The sequence below is a fragment of the Streptomyces spinosus genome (genome assembly GCF_020400655.1).
Classification (GTDB): Bacteria; Actinomycetota; Actinomycetes; order Streptomycetales; family Streptomycetaceae; genus Streptomyces; species Streptomyces argyrophylli.
On the sequence record NZ_JAINRC010000002.1, the window covers coordinates 282428 to 304200 of the forward strand.

General features: G+C 74.2%; 17 protein-coding genes and 1 riboswitch. Of the genes, 11 read left to right on the forward strand and 6 right to left on the reverse strand.

Going from position 1 to position 21773, the window contains the following annotated elements:
• Positions 1-14 precede the first annotated feature (14 nt).
• Entirely contained in the window at positions 15-365 is a 351-nt protein-coding gene (locus LG395_RS05190) for an ArsR/SmtB family transcription factor (protein ID WP_171154486.1), read from the reverse strand.
• An 81-nt stretch (positions 366-446) separates the two neighbouring features.
• Positions 447-628, forward strand: a riboswitch (cobalamin riboswitch).
• Between the two features lie 28 nt (positions 629-656).
• On the opposite strand from LG395_RS05190, the gene nicT reads away from it, so the two are divergent.
• Positions 657-1739, forward strand: coding sequence for a Nickel transporter NicT (nicT, locus tag LG395_RS05195; protein ID WP_225808604.1), 1083 nt, complete (start codon positions 657-659; stop codon positions 1737-1739).
• A 3-nt stretch (positions 1740-1742) separates the two neighbouring features.
• On the opposite strand, the gene LG395_RS05200 is transcribed toward nicT, so the two are convergent.
• Positions 1743-2705, reverse strand: a complete 963-nt coding sequence (locus LG395_RS05200) for a nucleoside hydrolase (RefSeq protein ID WP_171154491.1) — start codon at positions 2703-2705, stop codon at positions 1743-1745.
• 324 nt (positions 2706-3029) lie between these two features.
• On the opposite strand from LG395_RS05200, the gene LG395_RS05205 reads away from it, so the two are divergent.
• A complete protein-coding gene (locus LG395_RS05205) occupies positions 3030-3818 on the forward strand; it encodes a hypothetical protein (RefSeq protein WP_225808605.1) in 789 nt (262 codons plus the stop codon).
• Positions 3819-3822: 4 nt separating this feature from the next.
• Here LG395_RS05205 and LG395_RS05210 read toward each other — a convergent pair whose 3' ends face one another.
• Positions 3823-5166 (reverse strand): helix-turn-helix domain-containing protein, encoded by a 1344-nt coding sequence (locus LG395_RS05210; RefSeq protein WP_171154494.1) that lies wholly within the window; start codon positions 5164-5166, stop codon positions 3823-3825.
• 115 nt (positions 5167-5281) lie between these two features.
• Between LG395_RS05210 and LG395_RS05215 the strand changes: the two genes are divergently transcribed.
• Both LG395_RS05215 and LG395_RS05220 read left to right on the forward strand, forming a co-directional pair.
• Positions 5282-5476, forward strand: coding sequence for a hypothetical protein (locus LG395_RS05215; RefSeq protein WP_225808803.1), 195 nt, complete (start codon positions 5282-5284; stop codon positions 5474-5476).
• A gap of 842 nt (positions 5477-6318) precedes the next feature.
• On the forward strand, positions 6319-8292 hold the full coding sequence (locus LG395_RS05220) for a YncE family protein (RefSeq protein ID WP_225808606.1): 1974 nt from the start codon (positions 6319-6321) through the stop codon (positions 8290-8292).
• A 3-nt stretch (positions 8293-8295) separates the two neighbouring features.
• Here the strand turns inward: LG395_RS05220 and LG395_RS05225 are convergent, their stop codons facing one another.
• Positions 8296-9441 (reverse strand): hypothetical protein, encoded by a 1146-nt coding sequence (locus tag LG395_RS05225; protein ID WP_225808607.1) that lies wholly within the window; start codon positions 9439-9441, stop codon positions 8296-8298.
• Positions 9442-9623: 182 nt separating this feature from the next.
• A complete protein-coding gene (locus LG395_RS05230; RefSeq protein ID WP_225808791.1) occupies positions 9624-10844 on the reverse strand; it encodes a PP2C family protein-serine/threonine phosphatase in 1221 nt (406 codons plus the stop codon).
• Between the two features lie 153 nt (positions 10845-10997).
• Here LG395_RS05230 and LG395_RS05235 point away from each other — a divergent pair, with 153 nt between their 5' ends.
• A complete protein-coding gene (locus tag LG395_RS05235) occupies positions 10998-11513 on the forward strand; it encodes a hypothetical protein (protein WP_225808608.1) in 516 nt (171 codons plus the stop codon).
• A gap of 298 nt (positions 11514-11811) precedes the next feature.
• Positions 11812-12714, forward strand: coding sequence for a hypothetical protein (locus LG395_RS05240; RefSeq protein WP_225808609.1), 903 nt, complete (start codon positions 11812-11814; stop codon positions 12712-12714).
• A 371-nt stretch (positions 12715-13085) separates the two neighbouring features.
• On the opposite strand, the gene LG395_RS05245 is transcribed toward LG395_RS05240, so the two are convergent.
• Entirely contained in the window at positions 13086-14426 is a 1341-nt protein-coding gene (locus LG395_RS05245) for an aminotransferase-like domain-containing protein (protein WP_225808610.1), read from the reverse strand.
• An 88-nt stretch (positions 14427-14514) separates the two neighbouring features.
• On the opposite strand from LG395_RS05245, the gene LG395_RS05250 reads away from it, so the two are divergent.
• From LG395_RS05250 to metG, 5 genes are all read left to right on the forward strand, one after another.
• Positions 14515-15318, forward strand: coding sequence for an alpha/beta fold hydrolase (locus LG395_RS05250; protein ID WP_225808611.1), 804 nt, complete (start codon positions 14515-14517; stop codon positions 15316-15318).
• Positions 15315-16274: an endonuclease/exonuclease/phosphatase family protein gene (locus tag LG395_RS05255; RefSeq protein WP_225808612.1), complete on the forward strand. Its 960-nt coding sequence runs from the start codon at positions 15315-15317 to the stop codon at positions 16272-16274. Before LG395_RS05250 ends, LG395_RS05255 begins: the two co-directional genes overlap by 4 nt.
• Positions 16275-16336: 62 nt before the next feature.
• Positions 16337-18280, forward strand: coding sequence for an FUSC family protein (locus LG395_RS05260; protein ID WP_225808613.1), 1944 nt, complete (start codon positions 16337-16339; stop codon positions 18278-18280).
• A gap of 84 nt (positions 18281-18364) precedes the next feature.
• The gene (locus LG395_RS05265; protein WP_225808614.1) at positions 18365-20020 is read left to right on the forward strand and encodes a VWA domain-containing protein; all 1656 of its coding nucleotides are present in this window, start codon (positions 18365-18367) and stop codon (positions 20018-20020) included.
• An 82-nt stretch (positions 20021-20102) separates the two neighbouring features.
• Positions 20103-21719: a methionine--tRNA ligase gene (gene metG, locus LG395_RS05270; protein ID WP_225808615.1), complete on the forward strand. Its 1617-nt coding sequence runs from the start codon at positions 20103-20105 to the stop codon at positions 21717-21719.
• Positions 21720-21773 lie beyond the last annotated feature (54 nt).

Consider the following 21773-nt stretch of genomic DNA (forward strand, 5'->3'; position numbering starts at 1 on the left):
CCGTGCGCGGCCGTTCAGCCCACGCAGTGCTCCAACAGCCCCCGGACGTCCGCGTCCACCACCCTGTACCGCACCACGCGCCCCTCCTTCTCCCCCGCCACGACCCCGGCCGCCCGCAGCAGCCGCAGGGCCTGGGAGACGGCGGGGTCGTTCATCCCCGTGGCGGTGGCGAGGTCCGACACGGCGAGCGGCCCGGTGCGGTGCAGCGCGACCAGCAGCGCCAGCCGGTTGGCGTCGGCGAGCAGGGAGAAACGGTCGGCCCAGGTGCGCAGACGCCCCGCCTCACCGATGGCGGCGATCGCCTCGCAGACCCGGTGCCCGTCGATGGAACGACGGTCGGCTCGGTCGGCAGGCACGAGATGCATGGGGCCAGTCTGGCAGGCCCCCTCTTTGTGATCTTCGATACCTGCGCAGGTGCGCAGCTATGCAGGAAACCGCGTGCCCCTCTACGGTGGGCGGGCCGTGGTGTTCGGGAAGTCGATGGAAGGTCGACGCGGCCCTCGCCACTGTGATCGGGGAGTTCCCGTTCCGTCCGGCACCGCCGGGCCACTGGTCGCAGACCGGGAAGGCAGGAACGGCGGACGTACGACCCGTAAGCCAGGAGACCGGCCACGGCAGCTCACGAAGTGATCCACGAGGTGCTGGAGCGTGAACCCATGGCCGATGCCACGTCTTTCCGCTGGCGACGCGAGGACACCGTCAAGACGGTGGGACTGCTGGCGGTGATCGTCGCCCTCCACGTCGTCGCGTTCGGGATCCTCTACGTCCTCGTCGCACCCGAGCACTACAAGGTCGGCACCGATGTCTTCGGGGTCGGGCTGGGCGTCACCGCCTACACCCTCGGCATGCGGCACGCCTTCGACGCCGACCACATCGCGGCGATCGACAACACCACCCGCAAGCTGATGGCCGACGGCAAGCGGCCGGTGTCGGTGGGGTTCTGGTTCGCGCTGGGCCACTCCAGCGTGGTGGTGCTGCTGGCCCTGCTGATCGCGGGCGGGACCTCGCTGGCCGGGAAGGTCATGAACGAGGGCTCCACCACCCACCGGGTGCTCGGCTTCCTCGGTACGACGGTCTCCGGTACGTTCCTCTACCTCATCGCCGCCCTGAACCTGGTCGCCCTGGTGGGCATCCTGAAGGTCTTCCGGGCGATGCGCGCGGGCGCGTACGACGAGAAGGAACTGGAACAGCACCTGGACTCGCGGGGGTTCATGAACCGCGTCCTCGGGCGGCTGACGAAGTCCGTCTCGCGGCCGGGGCAGATGTACCCGCTCGGCTTCCTCTTCGGCCTCGGCTTCGACACGGCCACCGAGGTGACGCTGATGGTGATGGCGGGCTCGGGCGCGGCGGCGGGACTGCCCTGGTACGCGATCCTCTGCCTGCCCCTCCTCTTCGCCGCCGGGATGAGCCTGTTCGACACCCTCGACGGCACGTTCATGAACTTCGCCTACCAGTGGGCGTTCTCCAACCCGGTCCGCAAGGTCTTCTACAACCTCGCCATCACCGGTCTGTCCATCGCGGTCGCCTTCTTCATCGGCACCATCGAGCTGGTCGGCGTCCTGCACGAGAAGTTCGGCCTGCACGACGACGTCACCGGCTGGATCGCCGGCCTGGACCTGGACAACGTCGGCTACCTCATCGTCGGCCTGTTCGTCCTGGTGTGGGCGGCGGCGCTGGCGTACTGGAAGGTCGCCCGGGTGGAGGAGCGCTGGGCGGTCTCGCCGTCCGCCGCCGAGTAGCGCCTACCGCGCGACCGTCTCCAGGTACAGCTTCACGTAGCGGTCGGCGTTCACCTCCAGCGCCACGTCCACCAGGGCGCGTTCGCGTCCGCCCTCGTGGATCTCGGACTCGCCGGGGCGCAGGCGGCGGTCGACGATCGTCTGGCCCCGGGTGGGGCCCGGGGCGAGGGAGACCTCGACCGGGAGCCGGCGGGTGGTGATGCCCTGCGGGTCGGCGACCGCGCACACCGCGCCCGCGTCGCCGAGGCCGCCCGCCTCCTCGGCCTGGGGCGGCTCGCCCTGGTGGGCCGGCCGGTGGGCGAGCAGCTCACCGGCCAGCCGGGTGCCGGGCTCGGCGCTCGCGCGCAGCCGGTGGACCTCCGCGCCGTCCACCACGACCTGCTGGAAGACGTCCAGGCCGTACATCGTGATCGGCACCCCGGCGGTCAGCAGGATCGCCGCCGCCTCCGGGTCGTGCCAGACGTTGAACTCCGCGACCGGCGTGGCGTTCCCGGTCGCCACCGCCCCGCCCATGAACACGATCCGCTCGATGTTCCCGGTCACCTCGGGGTGTGTGCGCAGCAGCAGGGCGATGTTGGTGAGCGGCGCGGTCGGGATCAGCGTCACCGGGCGCGGGCTGGCCAGGATCTCCCGGCGCAGCAGGCTGACGGCGTCGATGTCCACCGCGGTCCGGGTGGGCGCGGGCAGGCCCAGGTCGCCCATGCCGTCGGCGCCGTGCACCGGGGCCGGGCGGGCCGGCTCGAGCAGCGGGCGCTCGGCACCCCGGGCCACCGGGACGGCGGGGGCGCCCGCCTGTTCCAGCACGGTGAGGGTGTTGCGGACCACCCCGTCCACGTCGGTGTTCCCGGCCACGCAGGTCACCGCCCGCAGGTCGAGTCCGGGGTGGCGCACGGCGAACAGCAGGGCCAGGGCGTCGTCGACGCCGGTGTCGCAGTCGATGATCACGGGAATGGGCTGACCGTCCACGGCGGACTCCTTCCGTCGTGCCGACCTTAGATCAGTGCCGCCCCGGGACCGCTCCCACCGCCCGGCGCCCGCCCCGTCACCCGTCCGGCGGCGCGCCGCGGGAGTCCGGCGGTGGGCGGGGGCCGGGGCGGTCTCCGGCGTCGTCGAGGTCGGCGTGCCCAGGCGGGCGATCGCGCGGACGGCACCGTTCCGGCCCCGCCGGAGCCCCGCCGCGGATTTCCCTGCGCCCCCTCACCCGTACGGCCCGGAGCGTTGGTGCGCAGGTCAGGGCGGTGGTGCCGTGAGAACCAGGCACCCCGGCCGCCCGCAGCCCAGGAGGCACCGATGTCCCCCGAGATACCCCACCTCCCCCGTGCCGTGTCCCTCTCCCTGACCGGCGCCGGCCTGCTGATCGCGGGCGCCTGCGCGGCCCTCGGCCTCAACCACCCGGCGAGCGCGCCGTACCCCCTGCCCACGCTCGACCGGCCGGCCCCGACGCCCCGGTCGTCCGCGCCGACCGGCGGCTCCTCGCTCAGCGACGAGCAGGCGCAGGCCGCGCTGATCGGCCCGAGCGATCTCGGCGGTTCCTGGATCGCCACGCGCGGCGCGGCCACCTGGCACGACGGGATCCTGAAGGCGCAGACCTCGGCCGGGGAGTGCCAGCGGCTGCTGGACGCCCTCTACGGCGACGAACTGCTCGGCGGACCGGCCCGCGTCACCGTCGGCCTGGACGACGCCGACACCGACGCCCAGCTCCGCTACCAGATCGGCGCCCGCCGCCCGTCCGACGTCGACGCCGTGCTGGCGTGGCTGCGGACGCTTCCGGCGCGGTGCGCGCGGTTCACGGCCACCACCGAGACGGGGCTGGTGGAGGACGTGCAGGTCGTGGACGCCCCGCTGCCCGAGGTGGGCGACGCCCGCCAGGGGCTGCGCGTCACCGTCGCCGGTACGACAGCCGACGCGCAGGATTTCCTGCTGACCCTGGACGTCGCCGCCGTCCGCCTCGGCGAGGACGCGTTCGCGCTGACCAACGGCGGCCTGGGTGACGTACCGAACGATGCCACCCAGGCGGCCGTGCAGGTCGGCGCCCTGCGCCTGGCCGACATCCGCAAGCAGGGCCGGGCGCAGGTGTGAGGGCTCAGAGCGGCGGCTGGGCGGGGGCCGGGCCGAGGGTGGTGGTGCCGGGGGCGGTGCGGTGGCCGAGGCCGGTGCGGTAGGCGTCCAGGGCGGCCTCCACGCGGCCCGTGCGGCGGAAGAGGTCGCCGAGCAGGCGGCACAGGTCGGCGAGGTCGCCGGCGGCGCCCGCGCGTTCCAGGAGGCTGAGGGCGCGGACGTAGTGCTCCTCGGCCGCCTCGGTGTCCCGGGCGTCCTCGGCGATGATGCCGAGGAGGCGGTGCGCGCCGGCGGCGTGGACGGCACCGCGCTCGGAGGAGAAGTCCCCGAGGACCTCCTCCAGCAGTTCGGCTGCCTCCCCCGATTTGCCCCGGCGGTGCAGGACGTCGGCGAGCTCCACGGCGGCCTGGCTGCGGTACAGGGCGGCGCGGGTCTCCGACAGCATGGTGTGCGCCTGGCGCAACTCTTCCTCGGCGCGGTCCAGTTCGCCGTTCTGCGCGCAGACGTAGCCGCGCATCCAGTGGCAGTTGGCCAGTTCGGTGCGCAGGCTCAGCCGGCGGTACAGCTCGGCCGCCTTGGCCAGGGAGGCGTCGGCCTCGTCGGCGCGGCCCTCGGCGAGCAGGGTGCGGGCCACCGAGCGGTGCATCCGGGCGATCAGCGCGGGGTCGCCGGCCTGCGGGGCGAGCGCCAGGGCGAACTCGGCGGCCTGGGCGGCGCGGGCGTGGGCGCCCATGTCCATGTACGGGCCGATGATGCTGGCGTAGAGCAGCAGGAGGGCGTCGGGGTCGTGCAGTCCGCCCCGGTTCAGCTCGTCTAGCGCGGTTTCCAGGAGGTAGACGGCGTACCGGAGTTCGCCGGCCAGGTAGTGGGCGACGGCCCGGCCGCGCAGGGCGGGCACCCGCACCGGCAGGGTCTCGCCGGCGAGCCGTTCCTCGGCCTGTTCGAAGAACTCGCGCGCCGTGGTCAGCCGACCCGTCTCCAGCGCGCACTCCCCGAGCCCGAGCAGGGCGGCGGCGTGCTCGTGCTCCAGTGCGTGGGCCTCGGCCTCCGCACGCAGCACGGCGTACTGGGCGGCCGCCTCCTCGGCCCGTCCGTCGGCGAGGGCCCGCTGGGCCTCGGTGAGCCGCAGCCGGAGGTCGGTGGCGAGGTGGGCGGGCCGGCCGACGGCCAGTTCCTCGAAGGCGACGCCGAGCCGGTCGGCGATGTGCCGCAACGCCTCGTCGGACGCGCGCACCCGGCCGGCCTCCAGGGTGGAGATGTAGGCGGGTGTGTACGCGGGCTCAGCCAACTGTCTCTGGGTGAGCCCCCGTTGATTGCGCAGCCGTTGTACCCGCCGCCCGATGACCTCCGGGTCGTCCCGCTCCCGCATGCCGCCTGCTCCCCCCAACTGGCCTGACACCCCTTGCCGTTGCGTTCCGGCAGCCCCTAGGTTAAACGGCGAATTAAACATGCTTAACACGCCGCTGTTGTGTTGTGAGGTCGCCGTGCCCGGACGTACATCCGCACCCTACGCACCGCCCCACTCCCGCATCCGCCCGATCGGCCGAACCTCCACCGCACGGGGGATCATCGCGGCCGTCATCGCCGCCGCGGCCCTCCTCCTCGCGGCGAACGCGGGCCCGGCCCGCGCGGCCGACACACCCCCGGCACCGACGACGGCCGAGCAGGCCAACCCCTGACGGCCGCGGCAGTCCGGAGCGGCACGCCAGGGCATCCGCCGCCACGGGAACGCCGCCTCGAAGGAGCGGCCACCCGGACCGCCCGGGCGCCCGGACCGCCGAGGCCCACGGACCCTGACGGCCATCGGCAGCCGGGACAGCACGCCGGGACACTCAGGCGCACCGAAGCACCGGCCCGAAGGACGGACCGCCGGGCTCCCGAGCCGCCGCCACCCGGTCGACGGCGCCCGCGGACCGCCGACAGCCACGGCCGGCCGGGGCGGCGCGCCGGGACACCCGGGCACCCCGGAAACACCGTCCCGGGAGTCGACCACCCCCAGCGCCCGGCCGCCGCCACCCGGTCGACGGCGCCCGCGGACCGCCGACAGCCACGGCCGGCCGGGGCGGTGCGCCGGGACACCCGGCTGCCGCGGGAACGCCGGCCTGGAGGGCGGACCGCCCCGGGCTCACGGACCGCCGGCGCCCGCGGACCCCTGACAGCCACGGCCGCCCGGAACGGCACGTCGGTGCGCCGCGGTGCCGTGCGTGTCGGGCGTGCCCGTACGGGCCGCCGCGTGTCGTGGCCGGCTCAGCGGGCGCAAGCGCGCGGCCCCGGCCGGCCCGTACCCTCGCATCACCGCGCCGCGGCCGGCCCGCCGCGCCCGCCCGGGTCGTCCCCGGGCGCCCCAGATGTCCGCGCACCCGCCTCAAAAGCCCGCGCGCTTTTGTCGGTGGCATGACCTAGTCTTTCCACACTCGCCGCACCAGGCACACACGGCACATGCACAGGGGGCGGACGCATCGCCCTGCCCACGCGGCGCCCAATTCTTTTTTCTCATTCGTTCCGGGGGGTTCGAATCAGCGTGCGCAAGCGCTCTCTCACAGCCGCCACCACCCTGGCGGTCTTCTTCAGCTCCGCGGCTCTCGCCGTCACCCCGGCCTTCGCCGACTCCACCCAGGCCCTGCCCGTCAGGACGACCGGTGACATCGTCGTCGACGCCGTCCACCAGCAGGTCTTCATCAGCGACCCGCTGAACGGCAAGATCGTCGTCACCGACTACGCCGGCAAGGTCGTCAAGCAGCTCACCACCAACCTGTCCGGCGTCGCGGGCCTGGAGCTGTCCGCCGACTCCGGCACGCTCTACGCGGCCGTGCAGGACCTCGACTCCATCGCCGTCTACGACACCGCCACCGACACCGAGACCGCCCGGTACTCGGTCGGCGACAAGCCGCTCAGCGTCGCCCTCGCGGGCGGCAAGCTGTGGTTCGGCTACGGCGGCGACACCGCGGGCAACATCGGCTCCGTCGACCTGGCCGCCGAGGACCACACGGTCACGCTCGGCCAGGACAGCGGCTGGTACTCGGCCCCACTGCTGGACGCCGCGCCCGGCTCCAGCACCCTCGTCGCCGGCGCGGTCGGGCAGAGCCCGGTCGAACTGGCCTCGTACGACGTCGCGTCGGGCACCGCCACCAAGCTGGCGAGCACCCGCGAGGCGGGCAGCAACCTCGGCGACCTCCAGGTCACCCCCGACGGCAAGGACGTCGTGGTGGCCAGCGGCGCGCCGTACTACCAGCAGGTGTTCCGGACCTCCGACCTCAACGAGGACGGCAAGTACGTCACGGACGCGTACCCCAACTCCGTCGCCATCGCGCCGAACGGCACGGTCGCGGCCGGCATCTCCGGCTCCTACGAGCCGGACGTCTACATCTTCAAGCCCGGCACCAGCGAGGCGGTCCGCACCTACGACTTCCCCAACACCGGCAACACCAGCGGTTCCGACCTGCTGGCCCGGGGCGGCCTGGCCTGGACCCCGGACGGCTCCCGGCTGTTCGCGGTCACCAGCAACAGCGAGGGCGTGTTCTCCCTGCGCGTCCTGAACGCGCCCACCAAGGCGGTCTCCACCGTCACCGTGGACGCGCCGGCCACCGCGACCCGCGCCAAGAAGCTCACGGTCAAGGGCAAGGTCGGCTCCAAGGTGGCCGTCCCGGCCGGCACCAAGCTGACCGTGACCCGCACCGACCTGGAGTCGCCGAAGGGCAAGGCGCTCGCGGCGGCGGTCACCAAGGCCGACGGCACCTTCTCCTTCACCGACACCCCGCCGGCCGGCGGCAAGGTGAAGTACACGGTGGCCTACGCCGGCGACGCCGTCCACACGGCGGCCTCCGGCTCGGACTCCGTCGACGTCTCCCGCGCCAAGCCGACGCTGACCGTCAACAACAACGGCAAGGTGTACTCGTACGGCAAGGACGTCAAGTTCACCGCCCACCTGGGCAAGACGTACAAGAACCGCACGGTGGAGATCTGGGCCGATCCGTTCGGCGGCGACAAGCCGAACAAGCTCGTGAAGTCCGGCAAGGTCAACTCCGACGGCAACCTGTCGGTCACGCTGGACCTCAAGCGGGACACGAAGGTCACCGCGAAGTTCGCGGGCGACTCCCGCTACAAGCCGGCGTCCGCCGCCAGCACCGTCGGCGCCAAGGTCAGCGTCTCCACCTCGGTCAGCAGCCACTACAAGGCGAAGTCGGCGTGGGGCCACACGTACTACTTCTTCCACAAGACCAAGGACCCGCTGATCACGACGAAGATGTCGTACTACCCGGGCCGCGCGCAGAAGTTCGAGTTCGAGGTGTACTACCAGGGCCGCTGGTACCCGGGCGACCCCGCCTACTTCAAGCTGGGCTCCGACGGCGTCTCCAAGGTCCGCATCACCGGCAACCACGCCGAGGACGTCGGCTGGCGGTTCCGGGTGCGCTCGTCGTACATCAACAGCTCGTCCGGTGACATCGTGAACTCCACGACGCACGGCGCCTGGAAGTACTTCACGTTCACCAAGTAAGGCTCACCTGGCGGCCTGGAGCCGGCCGAGCTCCCGCTGGACGCTCTCCAGCGCGCCGCGCCGGCGTCCCGGCACCCTGAGCCGCAACTGCGCGAGCGCGGGCCCGAGTTCACGGGCCCGCGCCGTGTCCTTGATCCGGGTCCACTGGTGGTGGGCACGGTCCACGGCTCCCTCCACGGCGGGCGCGTCCACCGCCTGCCCGGCGGCCAGCCGCGTCTCGGCCACCGTCAGCCAGGCCCGGCAACTGCGCACCGGGTCCCCCGCGAACATCGCCAGATCGGCCCGCACCTCGCTCCAGTGCAGCGCCTGCTCCGAAGCGGCGCCGTACCCTCGCACGGCCTCCGCCTCGTACCGGGCGGCCATCCCGTCCGCCTCGGCATGCCGGCCGGCGCGCACGGCGGCGCTGATGGCGGCGTGCGGGTCCTCGGAGCGGGGGGAGGGGAACGCGGCGGTGACCGTGGTGAACGCGGTCGGGGAGGCCGGTGCGGCGGGCGGGACCCGCGGGACGGGTACGGCGTGGCCCCCCGCGTCGGCCAGCAGCAGGTTGCCCGTCGTCTCCCGCGCGATCCGGCCCACCGCCTGCTGGTGCAACTCCTCCAGCGGGGGCCGGTGGCCGCTGCGCAGCAGCGTGGCCACCGTCTTCATGTACGCCGGCTCCGCCAGCCCCCGCCGGCCCGCCGCCGGGGCGACACGGCCGTACACGGCGGTGTTCCGGCCGGAGTCGAGGCCGCGTTCGGTGACGTGCCGCCAGGCCTCGGTGTCCGCGTGCAGGTCCACCACGAGCGCGGTGTCGGCGGCGGAACGCAGGCGCAGTTCCTCGCGGATCCAGTGCCAGGGCAGCGCGGTGTAGCGGACCGTGGCCGGTGTGGTGCGGGCCAGCGCGAGGTGCGGCTGGTGCTGCCGGCGGTCGAGCTGCAACTGGCCGGTGACGTACACGGTGAGCGGGCCGGGGGAGGCCGCGGCGGCCCGCAGCCGGGTGAGGACGGCCTGCGGCTCCAGCGGATCGGCGAGTTCGACGACGTTCGCGGTGTCCGTGCCGGACAGGACGGCGGGGGCGACCGCGGCCAGCACCGGCAGGACACCGGCCGCGTCCACCAGGCGCCCCCGCCCCAGCGGCGCGGCCGCGAGCAGCAGCACGGTTCCGGGCATCGTGCCTCCCCCAAGTCACCCTGTGGATCCCGCGACCCGCGCGTACCCGGGGCCCCGTGGATCCGTTCTCCAGCCAGCACCGTAACCGCTGCGCCTGCAAACCGAGGCGTCCCCCCGGCAAACACCCTCCTTCGCGCGCGGCCCGGCCCCCGTCCGGGACTCCCCCTCACCGGCGTGCGCCGTCACGCGCCCCGCGCCCGCCCGGTGCCCGGGTCGCCGCCCGCCGGGGCTTGTGGACCCGCCACGCCGCCCGCGCGAGCCGCGCCCGCCACGCCGGGCCGCCCGCCGTCGTCCGGCAGCCGCCGGACCGCGAAGACCGTCGTGTCGTCCTCCAGGCAGCCGCCGCTGTGGCGCAGTACGCCGTCGCGGACCCGCCGGACCAGCCGGCGGGGTTCGGAGCGGCGGGGGTCGGCGCGGACCGCGCGGGACACCTCGCGGGCCAGGTCGTAGAACTCGCCGGACTCGTCGCGGGCCTCGGTCACCCCGTCGGTGACCAGCAGCAGCGTCTCGTCGGCGGCGAGCGGTACCCGGTGCACGGGCGGCGGGTCGCCCGCGAGGTCGCCGAGGCCGAGCGGCAGCCCGTCGCCGGCGGGCAGCTCGCGGACTCCGCGCGGGCCGACGGCGAGCGGGGGCTCGTGGCCGAAGTTCGTGACGTCGATCGTGTCCGTGGTGCCGTGGGGGAAGTCGATGAGGACGGCGGTGGCGAAGCGGTCGCCGTCGTCCCGGCCGAGCGCGGCGGTGTGGGCACGGTGGCGCCGCATCCGGGTCTCCAGGCGGTCGGCGACGGTCCCGAGATCCCCCTCGTGGTACCCGGCCTCACGGAAGGTGCCGAGCAGCGCGGCCGCGGCCTCCACCGCGCCCAGTCCCTTGCCCTGCACGTCACCGACGAGCACCCGGGTGCCGTGCGGGCTGGGCTGGATGTCGTAGAAGTCGCCGCCCACCCGGGCGTCGACGTCGGCGGCCAGGTACACGCCCGCGTGCTCCAGCCCGGCCCAGCACGGTGGCAGCGGGCGCAGCACGGTGCGCCGGGTGGTCTCGGCGATGTCCCGCATGTGCCCGACGTGCCGGTCCTCACGCACGCGCACGACCGCGGCCAGGGTGGCGAGGGCGCCGCCGAGGGCGACGAGGAGGAAGTCGCCGAACCCGGCCTTGTACTGGTCGGGCCAGGCGTTGTCCACGAGGACGTACGTCACCACGGCCAGGACGCCGTAGGCGGCCGTCGTCCAGACCCCGCAGATCGCGGCGGCGATGCCCGGGACCAGCACGATCCAGGTGATGATCCGGAACTTCTCACTGGTGGCGAAGTCCAGCACGATGACGCCGACGAGCAGCAGCAGGGGCGGCAGCCACGCGACGCCCGCCCCGCGGATCCGCAGCGGCGGGCGCCGCCGCCCGAACTCCATCTCCGTCACGGCACCCGGCCCTCCATGCCCCTCAGCGAACCACGGGGACCAACGGCACGCATCCGGGCACCCCTCACCCTCCTGGCCGACTTGCCAGGCCGTGCGCCCCGGTGTGCCCTGGACACGGGGGCGAGGAGAGGAAGGAGTGCTCTCATGGCTCAAGCGGCACCCGCGCCCGGCGAGATGTCCCGGCCCGGCCGCACGCCCGCGGCGGAACGGCGGTCGTCCGACGTGGTCCGGCGCCCGCCCGACGTCTTCGACGCGCGCACCCACGCGATCGGCCGGGTGGCCGTCCCGGTCGCGCTGGGGCTGGTCTACGGCTACTGGGTGGCGGCCAACGCCCGCGTCGGCGGCCCGATCACCGGCGGCAACCTGCTGCTCGGCTTCCTCAGCGGGCTGGTGTTCGCGGTGCTGTGCGCGACCCTGCTGGTACTGGGGCCCCGGATGCGGCGGGAGGTGCACGCGCTGCTGTGGACGGCGTTCGTCGGCTGCGCGTTCGGCTTCCTCTACAACCAGCGCGGCAGCTGGATCCCCACCCAGAGCGCCAGCCAGAGCGGTGACGTGCCACGGGCGGTGCTGATCTCGCTGCTGGTGTCGGCGGCCACCTTCGCCGCGTTCTTCTACCGCTACTACACCCGGGAGGACGCCTTCGGCCGCCGGGTCCGCTGAGTCCGGCGGGGTCCGCCGGAGCGCCGGGACTTCCGGGGGAGGCCCGGGACGGCTGCCGGTCGCGTCGGCCGGGGGCCGGACGCGGGTGCCGGTCCGCCGGACCGGCCGGCCGAGCGGCGCGTGGACCCCGGCCGGGCGGCCGGAGGCCACGCGCTCCCCTGTGCCCCCAGTGGCCCACTCCGCCACTTCGGCCCCCACAGCACCAGGAAACACCCGTTCGGGGGAACCCTCCACCGGAGGACACCCGAACGCAGTCCCTCCGCTCGCGCTCCGGCCGGAGCGGCCCTTGCCTGGAACCGTGCCCTCACGTCTCAGGAGCGCCCTGTCGGCCGTTTTGATCGCCCTCTCCTGCCTCCTCGTGCCGTTCGGCGCGCTGGCGGCCTGGGCGGCGTACGGGCTGGCCGACACGGGCCGGTACGTCACCACGATGGCACCGCTCGCCGCCGACCCGGCCGTGCGGGAGGCCGTCGTGGACACGGTCGGCGACGGCGTCCTGCGCGCGGTGGACGAGCACCTGGACGTGCACCCGGTACGCGGCTCGGTCCGGCCGTTCGTGCACGACGCGGTGCGCTCCTTCACCCAGACCCAAGCCTTCCGGCTGGCCTGGGACACCGGTAACCGGATCACCCACGACGCCGTGCTGCGCGCCCTGCGCGGGTCGGACGAGCGCGCCGTCACCGTCGACCTGGCCCCGGTCACCGCCCAGGTCAAGCGCCAGCTCATCCATGATCACGTGACGCTCGCGGTGCACATCCCGGTGGAGCACACCGAGGTCCCCGTGCTCCCGGCCGACCGGCTGACCAAGCTCCGGAAGGGCTACCACGTGCTCGAAGTGGCCGGCTTCTGGCTGCCGGTGGCGGCCGTGGTCTTCGCCGCCGGCGGGATCGCGCTCGCCGTCCACCGGCGCCGGGCCATCGTCGCGACGGGCCTGGGCACGGCCCTGGGCGGCGCCCTGCTCGCCGCCGCCGTGGCCGTCGGCCGCGGCCTGACCCTGGCCGACCTGCCCGCCGATGTGCCCCACCCGGCGGCGGGTGCCGTCTACGACGCCCTGACCGGGACCCTGCGCACGACCGCCTGGCTGCTGCTGGGCCTCGGCCTGGCGGTCGCCCTCACCGCCTGGCTCATCCGCCGCCTCCGGCCGCCCCGCCCCCCGCGGACGTCCCCGACCACCCCCACGTCACCGACCCGAGCCGAGGTCTGACCCCACCCGGTCCCCGCCGCACCGCCCACCCCGCACCACACCGGCTCCCGCCCCGGCCCACACCCGAGCGGCACCCGGCGCAGAACCCGGAACCGCTGCCGGCTCCGGGCCCACCCTCGCCCTCCCGCCGCCCCGCCGGCGCCCGCCCCGGGCGAACCCCCATCCGACCGGCACCCCGCACCCAACCCCCGCACCACCCCAGCCCGGCCCCCGGCTACCCCGCCACACGCGCCATCGGCGGGCGCCCCCCTCCGAAACCACCCCCAGCCCGAACCCGACCGCCCCGGCGCCCACCCCGCGCCCCCATCCGACCGGCACCCCGCACCCAACCCCCGCACCACCCCCACCCCCAGACCGGCCCCGGCCCGCCCTCAGCCCCCGGCCACCTCACCCCGCGCAATCCCGGCCAGCGTCTCCAGCGCCCGTGCCAGGCACGCCTCCGGCACCGACCCCAGGCCGAGTCTGACCGCGTCCGGTGTGCGGCTCGGGTCGACGCAGAAGGCCGTACCCGGGGTGACGGCGATGCCGTGTGCCCGTGCCGCGGCCGTGAAGGTGTCCGCCCGCCAGGGCGCGGGCAGCTCCCACCAGGCGAAGTAGGCGGCCGGGTCGGACCGCACGGTGAACCCGGCCAGTCTCTCGGCGGCCAGCCGCTGCCGGCGCCGCGCGTCCTGCCGTTTGGCGGCCACCAGCCGGTCCACGGTGCCGTCGCCGAGCCAGCGCACGGCCGCCTCCAGCGCGAAGGAGCCCGCGTTCCACCCGCCGGAGCGGACGGCCCGCGCCACCGCCTCCACCCGGTCCTCCGGCACGACGGCGAAGCCGACGGTGAGTCCGGGGGCCACCCGCTTGGACAGGCTGTCGACGAGGTGCACCAGGCCGGGAGCGAGCGCGGCCAGCGCAGGCGTGCCGCCGGGGTCCAGGAAGGCCCAGATCCGGTCCTCCACCACCGGCGCCCCCAGCCTGTGGACACAGTCGGCCAGCTCCCGCAGCCGTCCGGCGCCGATCGTGCGGGAGGTCGGGTTGTGCAGGGCCGGCTGGAGGTAGAGCGCGGACAGCGGCGCAGCGCGGTGGGCGGCGGCCACCGCCTCCGGCAGCGGCCCCTCCGCGTCCGCGGCGAGCGGGACCAGCACCAGCCCGAGGCGCGCCGCGATCTCCTTGACCAGCGGATACGTCAGCGGCTCCACCCCGACGCGGCCACCGGGACGGACCAGCGCGGCGAGGGTGGCGGCGATGGCCTGGCGGGCGTTGCCGGTGAACAGGATCCGCTCCGGCCCGGCCCGCAGCCCGCTCCGGGCGAGCAGGGCGGCGACCGCCTCCCGGGCCGCCGGGGTGCCCGCCGCCGGGGCCGGCCGCAGCGCCTGGCCGAGCGCGTCCGGCCGCAGCAGCGGCGTCAGGGCCGGGGCCAGCAGTTCGGCCTGGCCGGGCACGGAGGGGTAGTTCAGCTCGAGGTTGACCAGGGGGGTGCCGGCCGCCTCGGTCAGGGCGATCCCCGGCTGCGCGTCCGGCGCGGTCGCCCGCACGAACGTGCCGCGTCCGACCTCGCCCACCACCAGCCCCCGGCGCACCAGTTCGGCGTAGACCCGGCCGGCCGTCGACGGCGCGATGCCGCGCCGGCGCGCGAACACCCGCTGGGGCGGCAGCCGTTGGCCGGGCCGTAGCCGCCCGCCGGTGATGTCGGCGGCGATCCTGTCGGCGATGCGCCGGTAGTCGTCCACAACTCCCCCTGTTCCCGGACCTGTTGGATTGCACCGAGAGCAAAGATTTTATTGCACCGAGCAGCGGCCGCCTCCTAGGGTCGTTGCCATGCCCCCCTTCCTCGCATTCGAGGACAAAGACCCCGCAATCCCCTCCCGGGTCCCCCTCGTCCTCGTCCACGGCCACCCCTTCGACCGCACGATGTGGCAGCCGCAGCTCACCGAGTTCGCCGCGACCCGCCGGGTGATCGCCCCCGACCTGCGCGGCTACGGCGCCTCCCCCGTGACCCCCGGCAAGGTCCCGCTCGCCCGCCACGCCCAGGACATCACGGACCTCCTGGACCACCTGGGCGTGGAGACCTTCGTCCTCGCCGGCCTGTCCATGGGCGGCCAGATCGCCATGGAGTGCGCCGCCCGCTGCGGCGACCGGATCCGGGGCCTCGTCCTCGCCGACACCTTCCCCGAGGCCGAGACCCCCGAGGGCCGGCGGGGCCGCGAGGCCATGGCCGCGAGGCTGCTCGCCGAGGGCATGCGCGGCTACGCCGACGAGGTGCTGGAGAAGATGGTGGCCCCCTACGCCGACCCCGAGGTCAAGGCGCACGTGCACCGCATGATGACGGCCACCTCCCCGCAGGGCGCCGCAGCCGCGCTGCGCGGCCGGGCCGACCGCCCCGACTACCGCGCCCTGCTGGCGGCGCTGCCGGTGCCCGCCCTGGTCCTGGTCGGCGCCGACGACACCTACACCCCGGTCGCCCGCGCCGAGGCGATGCACGCCTTGCTCCCGGACTCCGTCCTGCACGTCGTCGAGGGCGCCGCCCACCTGCCCAACCTGGAGCGTCCCGAGGAGTTCAACCGCGCGCTGACGCGATTCCTGGCGCGGCTGGACGGCGCGAACGTAGGCTCGCCCGTGTGACCCAGCGCTCCGGACGCGGGCCCGGCGCCTGGTGGGCCGGGCTGCCGCTCGCCGGGGTGAGCGTGGTCGTCGGCTGCCGGGCCGCCGGCACCGACGGCATCACCCCCGTGCCCCAGCTGCTCGCCTTCCTGCCCTGGCTGCTCGTACCGGCCGGCTTCGCGCTGCTGTGCGCGCTGCTCGCCCGCTGGTGGCCGGGCCTGGTCTGGAGCGTCGCCGTCCTCGGCCTGCTCGCCTGGTACGTGGAGCCGTACGGCAAGACCGCCGAGCCCGACGGGCCGCCGCTCGCCCGGCTCCGTGTGCTCACCGCGAACGCCGGGTCCGGCCGCGGCACCCCCGCCCTGGTCCCGGTCCTGCGCGGCCGACGGCCGGACGTGGTCTTCGTCCAGGAGTGCGCCTCCGGCTGCCGGGCCGCCCTGGAACGCGACTTCGCGGGCGTCTACCCGCACCGCCGGGCCGTCGAGGAGGACGGCTCCAAGGGCTCCCTCGTCCTGAGCCGCTTCCCGCTCCGGCCCGCCGCGGGCGTCCCCGGCATGCCCGGCGCCGTGGCCGACGTGCGCGGTCACGCCGTACGTCTCCAGCTCGTCCACACCGTGCCCCCGCTGCCGGGCCGGGTGGGCCGGTGGCGCCGCGACCTCGCCGGGCTCCGCGCCTTCGCCGCCGCCCACGACGACGGCCCCGTGATCCTCGCCGGCGACTTCAACGCCTCCCAGGACCACGCGGCCTTCCGGCGGGTCCTCGACACCGGCCTCACCGACGCGGCCCGCCTCGCCGGCCACGACCGCACCCCCAGCTGGCCGTCCCGCACCGCCTCCGTCTTCGGCGCCCAGCTCGACCACGTGCTGGTGTCACGGGACTTCACCGCGACCGGCGCCCGCTTCCCGCGCGTGTCCGGCACCGGCCACCGCGCCCTCGTCGTGGACCTCACCCTGCACCGGCGGGACCGCACAGTGCGCTGACAGGACCGGACCGTGCACGCAGGGGGCCCGACCCGGATGGATCAACCGGTGATAATGGGCGCATGTCCCGAGAGTTCCCCATCAGCCTCACCCCTCCCGACTGGCTGGTGCGGAACCTCATACCCCAGCAGGCCCCGGTCAACGGGGCGGCCGTGGCCCGCGCCGCCCTCGCCATGGCCCTGCCGCTGGCGCTCGGTCTCGCCGCCGGCCGCCCGGCCTACGGCGCCCTCGCCTCCATGGGCGCCCTGTCCGGCGTCATCGGCGACACCGCCGACGCCTACCGCATGCGCATCCTGAACATCGCCGTACCGCAGCTCCTCGGCGCGGTCGGCGTGGCCCTGGGCACCCTGGTGTACGGGCACGGCTGGTACGCGGTGGCCGTGGTCACCGGTGTCGCCCTGGTCTCCGGCATGATCTCCACGATCGGCGCGGTCGCCTCGGTCTCCGGCCTGCTCCTGCTGCTCAACTGCGTGGTGGGCGCGGGACTCCCGCTGCCCTCCCCCTGGTGGCTCGCCCCGGCCCTGCTGACCGGCGGCGGCCTCCTCGTCCTCCTCCTCGGGCTGCTGGCCTGGCCGCTGCGCGCGGGCGTGCCCGAACGGGCCGCGGTCGCCGCCACCTACCGCACGGTCGCCACCCTCCTCGCCACCGCCGGCACCGACCGCACCGAGGAGTACGAGGAGGCCCGCCGCACCGTCACCCACTCGCTGAACCAGTCGTACGACCTGATCCTGGCCCGGCGCGCCCGCCACCACGGCCGCAGCCCGGACCTGACCCGGCTCCTCGCCCAGCTGAACGCGATCACCCCGGTGATAGAGGCGGCCCCCGCGGCCCACCTGGCGGCCCGCCCGCTCCCCCCGCAGGTCCCGGAGGCCTTCCACCACCTGGCCGACGCCGTCGCCACCGGATCGAACACCCTCCCGTCCCTGCACCTGCCCGTCCCCACCACGGAGACGGCCCGGGCGGTGGACCACGCCCTGCGCCACACCGCCGAGGTCGTCACCGCCCCCGACGTCGACCCCCGGGGCATCGACGACCGCCTGGGCCGGCCCGCCGCCCTCGGCATCCGCACCGCCCGCGCGGCCCGCAACGTCGTCCTGTCCGCCAACTCCTGGCGCTACGGCGTACGCCTCGCCGTCTGCATCGGCATCGCGCAGGCCCTGGTCTCCCTGATCCCCGTCCCGCGCTCCTACTGGGTCGCCCTGACCATCACCTTCGTCCTCAAGCCCGACTTCGGCTCGGTCTTCTCCCGCGCGCTGCTGCGCGCGCTCGGCACGGTGGCCGGTCTGCTGATCGCGGCGGTGGTGCTGGCCGAGGTCCCGCTCGGCTGGTGGGACGTCCCCGTCCTCTTCCTCCTCGCCCCCCTCGTCCCGGCCCTCACCCCCCGGGGCTACGGCTACCAGACGGCCGCCATCACCCCGGTGATCCTCATCCTGTCCGACGTCCTCAACCACCAGGGCACGGCTCTCCTGCTGCCCCGGCTGGCCGACTCACTCCTGGGCTGCGCCGTCGCCCTGACCGCCGGTTACCTCCTGTGGCCCGAGAGCTGGCACACCCGGGTCGGCGACCGCCTAGCCGACGCGGTGGCCGACACGGCGGCGTACGTCGAGGCCGCCTTCGGTCCGCACGCCGATCCGTCCGCCCGGGCCCGCATGCGCCGCCGCCTCTACCGCGACCTGTCCGTCATCCGCACCGAGTTCCAGCGGGCCCTGACCGAACCGCCGCCCACCGGCAGGCGCGCCGCCGCGTGGTGGCCGCTGGTCGTCGCCGTGGAACGGATCGTGGACGCCACGACGGCCGCCCGCGTCCGCGTCCGCCACGGGGCGGCGGCGCCCTCCACCGCGGAGATCGCCCAGGTCACCCTGCAACTGCGGGAACTGTCGGAGGGCGTACGGAACGCGGAGATCCTCGTCGCCGTCCGCACCGACCTGACCGGGCCGGCGGGCAGCGTCCTGGAACCGCTGCGCCAGGAGGTCGCCACGGCCCGTTCGATCGCCTCCCCGCGCTGACCGCTCCCGCAATCCAGGGCCGCTAACCTTACGTGTCCGTCCTGGCCAGGGATTGACGGCTCCACCTCACGAAGGGTTGCGCACATGGGCATTCTCACTCTCCTGCGGAACGCGTTCGGCCGCTCACGCAAAGCACGAGCCACCGAGCCGGAGGGTGCGCCCGAGACCCCCGCGCTCTCCCCCTCGGTCCCGGAACCCCGCCACACCCCCACCGAGGAACAGGACCTGAAGGCAGCGGCCGAAGAACACGACCTGGTGGCAGCGGCGTTCGACAAGGTGAAGACCACCCCGTCCCAGCCGACGCCGACGCCCTCCAGGACCGAGGAGCCGGCCCCGCCGAAGGCCGAAGCGCCCCTCACCGCGCCCGAGAAGAAGCCCGAGGAGGAGCCCCCGTCCGAGACCACCCCCGAGGCCCAGGGCAAGGCCGAGAAGAAGCCCGAGGAAGAGCCGCCGACGACGGCCACCGCCGAAGTCCAGGACGAGACCGAGGCCAGGCCCGAACAGGAGCCCCCGGCCGAGACCGTCCCCGAGGCCCAGGGCAAGGCCGAGAAGAAGGCCGAGGAAGAGCCGCCGACGACGGCCACCGCCGAAGTCCAGGACGAGGCGGAGGAGACGCCCGCGCCGACGGCTGTGACGGAGACCGCGCCGAAGGCCGAGGAGACGCCCGAGGAAGTCGGGTCCGGATCGGCGGCCGACGCGGAGGCAACCGAGCCGGAGGCGGAAGCGGAGGTTGCGGCTCAGGCAGAGGCGGACGTGGAAGCGGATGCCGGCGAAGCCGAGGCAACCGCCGAGGCGACCACCGCCCCGCAGGCCGCCGACGGCGAGGACGCCCCACAGGGGCCACCCGCGGCCGACGACGAAAGCCGCACGGGTGGTGCGGGTGGGAACACGGACGCCGAAGGCGAAGCCGAGGCGGTCACGGACCCGGCGCCGCAGGCAACCGGCGAAGCCGAGGCGGTCACGGACCCGGCACCGCGGGCAACCGGCGAAGCCGAGGCGGACACGGACCCGGCGCCGGCACCGGCACCGGCACCGCAGGCAACCCCCGAAGACGAGGCGGCTGACCGGGCCAAGCCCGCCAACACCCTCGCCAAGATCAGGTCCCGCACCCCCTCCCTCACCGCCGCCTACAAGGCCGCCACGACCACCCTCAAGAAGACCGACCTCACCGGCACCCGCGCCAAGGTCTACCTCGTCCTCGACCGCTCCGCGAGCATGCGGCCGTACTACAAGGACGGCTCCGCCCAGGCCCTCGCCGACCAGACCCTCGCCCTCGCCGCCCACCTCGACCCCGAGGCCACGGTCCACGTCGTCTTCTTCTCCACGGAGGTCGACGGCACCACCGACCTCACCCTCGCCCCGGACCACGAGACGAAGATCGACGACGTGCACGCGGGCCTCGGCCGCATGGGCCGCACCAGCTACCACGCGGCCGTGGAGGCGGTCGTGGCGCACTACGAGGAGAACGCCTCCCCCGGCACCCCCGCCCTGGTCGTGTTCCAGACCGACGGCGCCCCGGACGCCAAGACCCCCGCCACCCAGTCCCTCACCGAGACCGCCACCCGGCACCCCGCCCTCTTCTTCTCCTTCGTCGCCTTCGGTGACCACGACAACAAGGCCTTCGACTACCTCCGCAAGCTGAAGACCGGCAACACGTCCTTCTTCCACGCGGGCCCGACCCCGCGCGAGCTCACCGACACGGAGCTCTACGAAGGCGTACTGGCCACCTGGCGCCCGTGAGCCCCACCCGGGGGGTGGACACCCGTCCACCCCCCGAAACGCATGTGAGTCGATCTTCGGCGGGCCAGTAGGATTTCGACTTATGGCGGCCACTGGATCCGAGAAGCAGGGTGGCAAGGCGTACTACGTCTCCACCCCCATCTACTACGTCAACGACGCTCCTCACCTGGGCCACGCCTACACGACCGTCGCAGGCGACGTGCTCACCCGCTGGCACCGTCAGCGCGGCGAGAAGGTGTGGTACCTCACCGGCACGGACGAGCACGGTCAGAAGATCATGCGCACGGCCGAGGCGAACGGCGTCACGCCCCAGCAGTGGGCGGACAAGCTCGTCACCGAGGCCTGGAAGCCTCTCTGGGAGCACCTGGAGATCGCGAACGACGACTTCATCCGCACCACGCAGAAGCGGCACACCGACCGCGTCCAGGAGTTCGTGCAGGACCTGTACGACAAGGGCGAGATCTACAAGGGCGGCTACGAGGGCCCTTACTGCGTCGGCTGCGAGGAGTACAAGCTCCCCGGCGAACTGCTCGACGGTGAGGGTGAGTACGCGGGCCAGAAGCTGTGCCCGATCCACAAGAAGCCGGTGGAGATCCTCAGCGAGGAGAACTACTTCTTCAAGCTGAGCGAGTACACCGACAAGCTCCTCGCCCACTACGAGGCCAACCCGGACTTCATCCAGCCCGAGTCCGCGCGCAACGAGGTCGTGAACTTCGTCCGCCAGGGCCTGCAGGACCTCTCCATCTCCCGCTCGACCTTCGACTGGGGCATCCCGATCCCCTGGGACGACAAGCACGTGATCTACGTGTGGGTCGACGCGCTGCTGAACTACGCCACGGCGGTCGGCTACAACGAGAACCAGGAGAAGTTCGAGGCCACGTTCCCCGCCGACGTCCACCTCGTCGGCAAGGACATCCTCCGCTTCCACGCGGTGATCTGGCCCGCCATGCTGATGGCCCAGGGACTCCCGCTCCCCGGCAAGATCGCGGCCAACGGCTGGCTGATGGTCGGCGGCGAGAAGATGTCGAAGTCCAACCTGACCGGCATCAAGCCGCAGGACCTCACCTCGCACTTCGGTGTGGACGCCTACCGCTGGTACTTCCTGCGGGCCATCGCCTTCGGCCAGGACGGCTCCTTCTCCTGGGAGGACTTCTCCGCCCGGTACACCTCGGAGCTGGCCAACGACTTCGGCAACCTCGCCTCCCGCGTGGCCGCCATGGTCGGCAAGTACTTCGGCGGCACGCTGCCGGAGCCGGCCGCCGACGGCGAGGCGGAGAAGGCGATCCACGACGGCCTGGCCAAGGCCGTGTCCGAGGCGGACCGCCGCATCGGCGAGGAGCTGGACTTCCAGGGCGGGATCCTGGCCGTCTTCGACTTCGTCAAGCAGGTCAACGGCTACATCACGGAGCAGGAGCCGTGGAAGGTGGCCAAGGACGAGTCCGAGGAGGGCCGGGCCCGCCTGGCGACGATCCTCTACACGGCCGCGGAAGCGCTCCGCGCGGTGGCCGTGCTGCTGAACCCGGTGATGCCGAAGACCTCCCAGAAGCTCTGGGACTCCCTGGGCGCGGAGGCCGGCCTCGGCGCCCTGGCCGGGCAGCGGATCCAGGACGCGGGTCAGTGGGGCAGGCTGCCGGCGGGTTCCACGATCACCAAGGGCGCGGTCCTCTTCCCGCGTCTGGAGGAGAAGCCGGCCGTCTGAGCCGTGACGTGAGCGGCAAGGGCCCGGGGAGCGCGCGCTCCCCGGGCCCTTCCG